The following is a 7365-nucleotide window of genomic DNA, read 5'->3' as shown; positions in this document are numbered from 1 at the left end:
CGGTGCGTGTGAGATCTTTGACCTCCGGGGCAAGGCTCTCAATCGTGCCGCCCAGATTGCAAAGGCGGTGTGTGCGCTTGGTGCGTTCACCTTTCTCCAGATACTTCTTTCTATTCTCCAGACGCTCCAGCTTGTGCTGTTCCTGTGCAAGCTGCGTCTCGGCTCGTTCCTTTTCGGCTCGGAGCTGGTCGAGGGTTTTCGGTTTTGTCATTGGGATTGACCTCCTTTTTTGATTTTGGGGATAAAAAAAGACCGTCAACTTTTCGCATAGTGCGACCAGTCAACGGTCTGATTTTCGGTATTTATTTTTTCAAACTTGCTGGCGGCGAACAGCATTTTATGCTGTTTGCGGACGGCAAGTCCACAGGGGATAGCTGCTTTAGCGGCGCAAGGGGGTGTAGCCACCTTGACGGAGCGAAGTGACGAAACATTCTCGGTCATGCAGTTTCTTTCTGCTGACAGAGAATGAAGCTCCGCAGGACGCACAATACTCTCGACAAGAGAGTATAGAAGTGCGCCCTTTAGTTCCTAAAGGGATTTTATCAGTTCGACAAACTTGAATTTTCTAATTAGTCTTTGCAAATAACCTTTAAACCTTCACAATCAATTACAATTCCCTGACAAGTCTTGGGCTTTGATTTAGGGTTATAAAATGCACTCTCAATACGCTTTTCGTCCAAATAATCCACGTATTTCTGGCTGTACATAGGTTCTTCACGAATTTGTAGCCGTTTTGTATCCAGCCATTGTATTTTGTGAACTCATTCCTCGAACAGATACAGAAGATATCCGTAACCCTCTGCTTCCATCTTTGCGTAAGGCACAAAGCGCAGGGCCGCACTGTTGATGCAGTAGCGCACGCCATTTGGGGACTCCGGATCGCCGGTGAACACATGACCAAGGTGAGAATCTCCGGCACGGCTTCTGACCTCTGTGCGGCGCATGCCGTGGCTCAGGTCCTCCAGTTCCACCACGGCAGGCTCTTCAATGGGCTTTGTGAAAGCCGGCCAGCCGCAGCCGCTCTCGTACTTATCCGTGGAGGAAAAGAGCGGTTCGCCGGTGACGATATCCACATAGATGCCCTTCTCGAACTGATCCCAGAACTCATTGCTGAATGGACGTTCCGTGCCGTTCTCCTGGGTGATGCGGTACTGCTCCTCCGTCAGTTTGTCCCGAATGGACTCTGCTGCGGGCTTTTGGTAGTCGCCTGGATCGATGCGAAGCTTGGAGAACAGCTCCATCTCCGCCCGCGGGATGTGGCAGTAGCCGTTCGGGTTCTTTTCGAGGTAGTTCTGGTGGTACTCCTCGGCAGGGTAGTAGTTCTTGAGTGGGCCGATCTCCACGAAGAACTTTTCACTGCGTCCCCGCTCGATCTCCGCAATGCGCTCCACCGTTTCCTTCGCGCTTTCGTTGGTGTAATAGACACCGGTCTGATACTGGCTGCCCCGGTCGTTGCCCTGCCGGTTCTCCACCGTGGGGTCGATCACATAGAAGTAGGCCAGCAGCAGGGCGTCGAGACTCACCTGTCCGGGGTCATACTCCACCCGCACGGCCTCCCGAAAGCCGGTCTCACCCTTGCAGACGGTCTTGTAATCGGCGTCCGCCTCGCAGGTGCCGTTGGCATAGCCGCTCTCGGCATCGATGACGCCGGGGATGGACTGCATCAGCTGTTCCATGCCCCAGAAGCAGCCGCCCGCCAGATAGATGACATTTTCCGTGGTATCCATATACATGCTTCCTTCACCGGACATATCAGAGGGCTGTCCGGTCCTTTCCTTCTCGTCCGTTTTCTGCGGAATATTTTTCTGCCCGGCAGTGCAGCCGCTCAGCAGCAGTACCGCGGTGAGCAGAAGCGGCAATACTCTCCGATACATGGTGTTTCCCTCCATTCTGAGATGATAAATTCGTTTGTCAGCCCATATCGGCGGCAAGAGCCTGGTCGATGAGCTTTTGCAGCATCTCCGCCTGCTTCTTTTCCGTGATGGCGCCTACGATGGGGTCGCCCACAATATTGCCGCTGCGGTCGACCACATAGGTGGTGGGATAGGCAAAGATGTTGGTGGTAAACTTTCCCGCCTCACCATCTGAGTCAAAATACACATTCTGATAGGTGGCGTCCTTCTTGGCCAGTACATCTTTTGCTTCGGAAATTGCCGCTTCATCGCCATCCAATGTGAAGGTGTTGACACCGATGAGTGCGCCGCCCTTCTTCGCAAGCTCCTTGTTCAGCGCGTCCAGCTCGGAAAGCTCGCCCACGCAGGGATTGCAGGTGGTAAACCAGAAATTCACTACGGTGACGGCGTTGCCGGAGAACAGCTCATCGCTCTTCACCGTGTTGCCGTCCAGGTCTTTCCCCTCAAAGGCGGGGAACTTCTGCATACTGCCCTGCTCGGCCATCTTGTCCGCGCCGCTCTGATCGGACGGCATACTCATATCATCGCCCGCGGGCATACTCATATCGCCGTCCATGGATTTCTGCATGATCTCGGGATACTTCTCTTCCAACTCGGTCAGCTTGTTTTCAATATTGCTGATCTCCGTGGCTGACTCCTTCAGCCACTCATACTCCTTGTCGGCGAACTGCTCTTTCGCGGTCTCGATGGTATCCAGCAGGAAGTCGCCGTAGTTTTTCCCGTCCTCGACCATGGCCATGCCCTTGTCGGCCTCCATAAAGACCTTTTCCCACAGCTCGGTATTTTCCGACAGGATCGCGTTCTCCCGCTCCAGCAGCTCCTTGTGCAGGCTGAGCGCCTCCTCGGCGTTTTTCGGCTCGCCGGTCATGGCGGAGCCGTTGCCGCTCATGTCACCCATCTTGTCATTGTTCTTCATGCCGCAGGCCGCCAGGGCCAGCACCATCAGCACGGCAAAAGCCAGTGCAAAAATTCTCTTCATGTTCATTTTGATTCCTCCATCGTTGTTTTCTTTGGTGTTTCTTTCCCGTTGCCGAAGCCGTAACGGAAGCACACGGCGTTCGTCGGACAAGCGCGGACGCACATTCCGCAGCGGATGCACTCGGTGTGGTTGGGCGTTTTCGTCACATCCACATCCATCTTGCAGGCTCTGGCACACTTTCCACAGGAGACGCACTTACTCTTGTCCACCTTCATCTGGAAGAGGGACACCCGGTTGAACAGCGCATAGAACGCGCCCAGTGGGCAGAGCCACTTGCAAAACGGCCGGTAGAACAGTACGCTCAACACGATCACCGACAGCAGGATGCTGAACTTCCATGTAAACAGCTTGCCCAGCGCCGCCCGGATGCCGGAATTGGCAAGGGACAGCGGGATGGCTCCCTCCAGCACGCCCTGCGGGCAGAGGTATTTACAGAAGAACGGGTCGCCCATGGCTACATCATTTACAAGGAACGCCGGCAGCAGGAAAACCATCACCAGCAGTACGGCGTACTTGAAGTATCGCAGGGGCTTGAGTTTCTTTGTGGAGAGCTTCTTCGTGGGGATTTTGTGCAGCAGCTCCTGAAACCAGCCAAAGGGGCACAGAAAACCGCAGATGAAGCGTCCCAGCAGGACTCCCAGCAAAATGAGGAAACCTGTGATATAATAGGAGAAGCTGAACTTGGATGAGCCCACCACTGCCTGAAACGCCCCGATGGGACAGGCACCGGAGGCCGCTGGGCAGGAGTAGCAGTTCAGCCCCGGCACGCAGACGGTTTTCCCTGCGCCCTGATACAGGCCTCCTTTGAGAAAGTTCGGCAGGTGCAGGTTGGTCAATAAGGCTGCCCCTGCCTGTATCCAACTCCGAAAGCGGGACAGGAGTTGTGACGCGCCCGAAAATTTTTTACCCAATGCCCACACACTCCAGACATAATTTAATCGCTTTGCTCAGCACCGTCGCCGCCTCACCGCGCCATACGCCGAAGCACAACATGGCGATACCCACAACCAGCAACAAGGCCTGCGCCGCCGTTTTTTTTACATGGCTCAATTCCATCACCCTTTCACTTTTTCTGCTACCATCATAACGCAAGAGAGTTAAAGTCCTTGTTAAGAACGAAAATTTAATGCAAACTTTATCTGGGTTTGCTATAATTAAAAACAACATGAAAATGAATAAAGAAGGAGGGCTCTTATGCACCTTTTAGTAATTGAAGATGAACGCGCCCTGTGCGAAACCATCGTCCGCAGCCTGCGACGCCAGGCATACAGCGTGGACTGCTGCTACGACGGGGAGAAGGCGGTGGAGCTTCTGGGCGTGGAGCGCTACGATCTGGTACTGCTGGATCTGAACCTGCCGGGGAAGGACGGCATGACAGTGCTGCGCACCCTGCGGCAGACCGACCGGGAGACAAAAGTACTGATCCTCTCCGCCCGGGGTGAGGTGGAGGACAAGGTGGAGGGACTGGACGCGGGAGCCAACGACTATCTGGCAAAGCCCTTTCATCTTGCCGAACTGGAGGCTCGCATTCGCAGCCTGACCCTGCGGCAGTTCACCCAGCAGGATGTGCTGCTGATCTGCGGTGAGCTGACCTTTGACACCCGCTCCCGTACCGCCGCCGTCAACGGGCAGACGCTGACGCTCACCCGCAAGGAAACAGGGATACTTGAATACCTGATGGTGCATCAGGGGCGGCCCGTGAGCCAGGAGGAGCTGATGGATCACGTTTGGGACAACAGCGTGGACAGCTTCAGCAATTCCATTCGCGTCCACATCTCCGCCCTGCGCAAAAAGCTCCGCGCCGCGCTGGGTTATGATCCCATCCGCAACCGCATCGGCGAGGGCTATCTGATGGGGGGCGAGGAAGCATGAAGCATCTTTCCTTGCAATGGCGCATCACCCTGATGACCGTCCTGCTCATCGGTGCCACCTGCGTAATCATGAATCTGCTGCTCTGCTCCTCCGGCGTGTACTATATGGACACCATTGCGGACAGCTTACAGGGCGGCAGCACGGTAATCCTGAATGAGGGCGAAGCGGCGAGCTTTGACCCGCAGCTCATAGCGCCCGACGAGGAGCTGACCATCGTCATCGATGGGGCGCAGGGGCGCTTCCGCACCACCAACTGGTACATCACGGCTGCGGTAACGCTGCTCAGCGGCATTCTGACCTATTTTGTCAGCGGACGTGCGCTCAAGCCCCTGCGCAGTTTTGCCTCGCAGGTGGAGCAGGTGCAGCTGAACAATCTTGCCGATATGAGGATCGATGAAGACGTCATTCCAGAATTTCAGCAGCTGAGCCGCTCGTTCAACCAGATGCTGGAGCGGCTGAACAATGCCTTTGCCGCCCAGCGGCAGTTCACCGGCAACGCGGCCCACGAACTGCGCACGCCACTGGCACTAATGCAGGCGCAGTTGGAGCTGTTTTCCGCGGAGCATCCTGATGTGCGACCGGAGACGGCGGAGTTCCTCACGCTTTTGCGTGAGCAGACGGAACGGCTGATACAGCTGACCAGGACACTGCTGGAGATGAGCAATCTGCGGCAGGTGGCGCGGAACGAGCGGATCCAGCTCGCTCCCATGATTGAGGAGATCTTCACAGATCTTGCGCCGCTCTCAGATAAGCTCGGCGTCACGCTGACGGCGGAGGGCGACGGCATTATGACCGGCAGCGATGCACTGATCTACCGGCTGATCTTCAACCTGACGGAGAATGCTGTCAAGTACAACCGGCCGGGCGGCTCGGTGCGGGTCTGTGTCACACAGGAAACGGAAAAACTCCTGATTCGCGTTTCCGATACCGGCTGCGGCATTCCGGAGAAGTATCAGCAGAGCATCTTCCAGCCCTTTTTCCGGGTGGATAAGTCCCGCAGCCGCGAGTACGGCGGTGCGGGACTGGGGCTCTCGCTGGTATGGGAGATCGCCGACCTCCACGGCGGCTCCGTTTGGGTGGAGGAAAGTTCCGAGAAGGGCACTACCATTGCGGTGGGGGTGCCAACGCAACAATCAACGAAGCCCTAAAACCCTTTTATTCGTTTTTCGCCGCTTCGCTCGCCGCGCTGCGGCGTTCCTCTCTGTATGGGGCGGTCAGCCGGAAAGAGAAGCGTCCCTTTTCAATCTCAAATTCCTTGCAGCCCGTGTCCGGGTCTACGTCCGTCAGCTTGCAGACGGCGTGGGAATGAATGCGACTTTCTTGTTATCAATTTCTTCTTTTATCAAACTTCCTACACTTGAAAAGTGCGAACATAAAAACAGCTTCATCCATATTCTCCTTTATAAATTTGTTGCTCAATTTCGTGTTCAAATTATACCATAAAACTTGTGAACAATTCTACCTCAACTTTTGTGAGATATGAGAAAAGTCCGAACAGTTTTCTGCCCGGACTTCCTCGCTCAATCATAAATCAATTCCGCTTTCACAACTTCCTCTGCCTGTGCCTTGCAAGCGTTCATCTGCCGTACCCACTCCATCTGATTTTCGGCTTTCAGCTGTTCGGTCACTCCGTTTTGCTCTGCCAGTGACCGCACGATCAGCTCTATTCGGTTTCGTGCCGCTTCGTCAATCTCGGCGCAATGCTCAAAAAGCTTATCTGATAACACCAGCTCATTGAACAGTATCGGACGGTGCATTTTCCAGATACGCCTTGCGAAGTCTGCCGTAGTGTCCGAGGGGCTTGGTCTTGCGGATAACGATGTTCGGGATAAGGTAATCTCCGTTCTGTGTGTAAGTGATATTCATGCTGTTTGTACTCCTTTCATCGGCTCTCTCTGCGGTAAACTGCTGACAGGGACGAACACTCCCTTTGCAATGTCCTCCGCACGAATGGCGGCTTTCTTGGCTTCGATTTCCGCCTTTTTCCGCTTCTTGATTTTGTCCTCGTATCGCTTCTGCGCTCCGCTGGCTTTCCGCTTCAAGTAGTTCTGATGAAGCCTGTCCTTGCGTTCCTCACGCTTGCGGATTTCCTCTAATTCTTCCGGGGTCAGCTCAACTTCTCCAAACGCCGGGGGAACAAATCGCCCGACAAAATTGAAGTAAATCTCGACCTCCTGTGTGGTCTGTATACTGCCTTTGCGGTCACGCTCATGCACGAGGATTTTCTCGATAAACTCGTTGAGCATGGCAATGGTCAGCTTGTCGAAGTTCTCATATTTGTCAATCAGAGCGATAAAACGGTCAGCGTCCTTTTCATGCTTCTCATAGCTCTTGACTGCCTTTTCCAGAACAGAGATTTCAGCGGTAAGCTCGGTCTGTTCCTTTTCGTATTGAGCGTCCAGAGTGGCGTATCTGCTGTCGGACAGCTTGCCTAAAATGTTATCCTCATAGATTTTGCAGAGCAGGACTTCCAGCTCGGAAACTCTCTGCTTTGCTGTGGCAAGGCGTGTCCGCTGTTTCCTGACCTCTGTGGTCTGCTGGCTGGACTGCGCTTCCTGCACCACACGGACAAACTCGGCTCTGTCATGCTTCGCATACTCG

9 protein-coding genes and 2 pseudogenes are annotated in these 7365 nt (G+C 54.5%); 2 read left to right on the top strand and 9 right to left on the bottom strand.

Translation table 11 applies throughout. The features are described from left to right. The 6 genes from DW806_RS14790 to DW806_RS15060 all read right to left on the bottom strand — a co-directional run. Window positions 1-211: DUF3847 domain-containing protein (locus DW806_RS14790; protein ID WP_118730433.1), on the bottom strand; the 211-nt coding region annotated here is incomplete at its 3' end. 44 nt (window positions 212-255) lie between these two features. Beyond that, window positions 256-441, bottom strand: a complete 186-nt coding sequence (locus tag DW806_RS14785; protein ID WP_003500141.1) for a hypothetical protein — start codon at window positions 439-441, stop codon at window positions 256-258. A 320-nt stretch (window positions 442-761) separates the two neighbouring features. Beyond that, on the bottom strand, window positions 762-1874 hold the full coding sequence (gene msrB / locus DW806_RS14780) for a peptide-methionine (R)-S-oxide reductase MsrB (protein ID WP_003500142.1): 1113 nt from the start codon (window positions 1872-1874) through the stop codon (window positions 762-764). A 37-nt stretch (window positions 1875-1911) separates the two neighbouring features. Beyond that, the gene (locus DW806_RS14775; protein ID WP_118730432.1) at window positions 1912-2898 is read right to left on the bottom strand and encodes a TlpA disulfide reductase family protein; all 987 of its coding nucleotides are present in this window, start codon (window positions 2896-2898) and stop codon (window positions 1912-1914) included. Beyond that, a complete protein-coding gene (locus DW806_RS14770; protein ID WP_442512630.1) occupies window positions 2895-3770 on the bottom strand; it encodes a 4Fe-4S binding protein in 876 nt (291 codons plus the stop codon). The genes DW806_RS14775 and DW806_RS14770 overlap by 4 nt, the downstream gene beginning before the upstream one ends. A 25-nt stretch (window positions 3771-3795) precedes the next feature. Further along, window positions 3796-3942, bottom strand: a complete 147-nt coding sequence (locus tag DW806_RS15060) for a CD1871A family CXXC motif-containing protein (RefSeq protein ID WP_173011513.1) — start codon at window positions 3940-3942, stop codon at window positions 3796-3798. 144 nt (window positions 3943-4086) lie between these two features. On the opposite strand from DW806_RS15060, the gene DW806_RS14765 reads away from it, so the two are divergent. Then, on the top strand, window positions 4087-4764 hold the full coding sequence (locus DW806_RS14765) for a response regulator transcription factor (RefSeq protein ID WP_003500146.1): 678 nt from the start codon (window positions 4087-4089) through the stop codon (window positions 4762-4764). After that, the gene (locus tag DW806_RS14760; RefSeq protein ID WP_003500147.1) at window positions 4761-5912 is read left to right on the top strand and encodes a sensor histidine kinase; all 1152 of its coding nucleotides are present in this window, start codon (window positions 4761-4763) and stop codon (window positions 5910-5912) included. The genes DW806_RS14765 and DW806_RS14760 overlap by 4 nt, the downstream gene beginning before the upstream one ends. Before the next feature lie 144 nt (window positions 5913-6056). Here DW806_RS14760 and DW806_RS15535 read toward each other — a convergent pair. From DW806_RS15535 to DW806_RS14745, 3 genes and pseudogenes are all read right to left on the bottom strand, one after another. Then, window positions 6057-6152, bottom strand: a pseudogene (locus DW806_RS15535) (Type 1 glutamine amidotransferase-like domain-containing protein); the annotation flags it as partial. A gap of 132 nt (window positions 6153-6284) precedes the next feature. Continuing rightward, a pseudogene (locus DW806_RS14750) lies at window positions 6285-6630 on the bottom strand (TnpV protein). Next, a partial coding sequence (locus tag DW806_RS14745; RefSeq protein ID WP_118730434.1) for a DUF4368 domain-containing protein occupies window positions 6627-7365 on the bottom strand: 739 nt, incomplete at its 5' end. The pseudogene DW806_RS14750 and the gene DW806_RS14745, both read right to left, overlap by 4 nt.

This window comes from Butyricicoccus sp. AM32-19 (genome assembly GCF_003480365.1).
GTDB classification, from domain to species: Bacteria; Bacillota; Clostridia; order Oscillospirales; family Butyricicoccaceae; genus Agathobaculum; species Agathobaculum butyriciproducens.
This window is presented reverse-complemented; position numbering and strand designations above follow the sequence as displayed.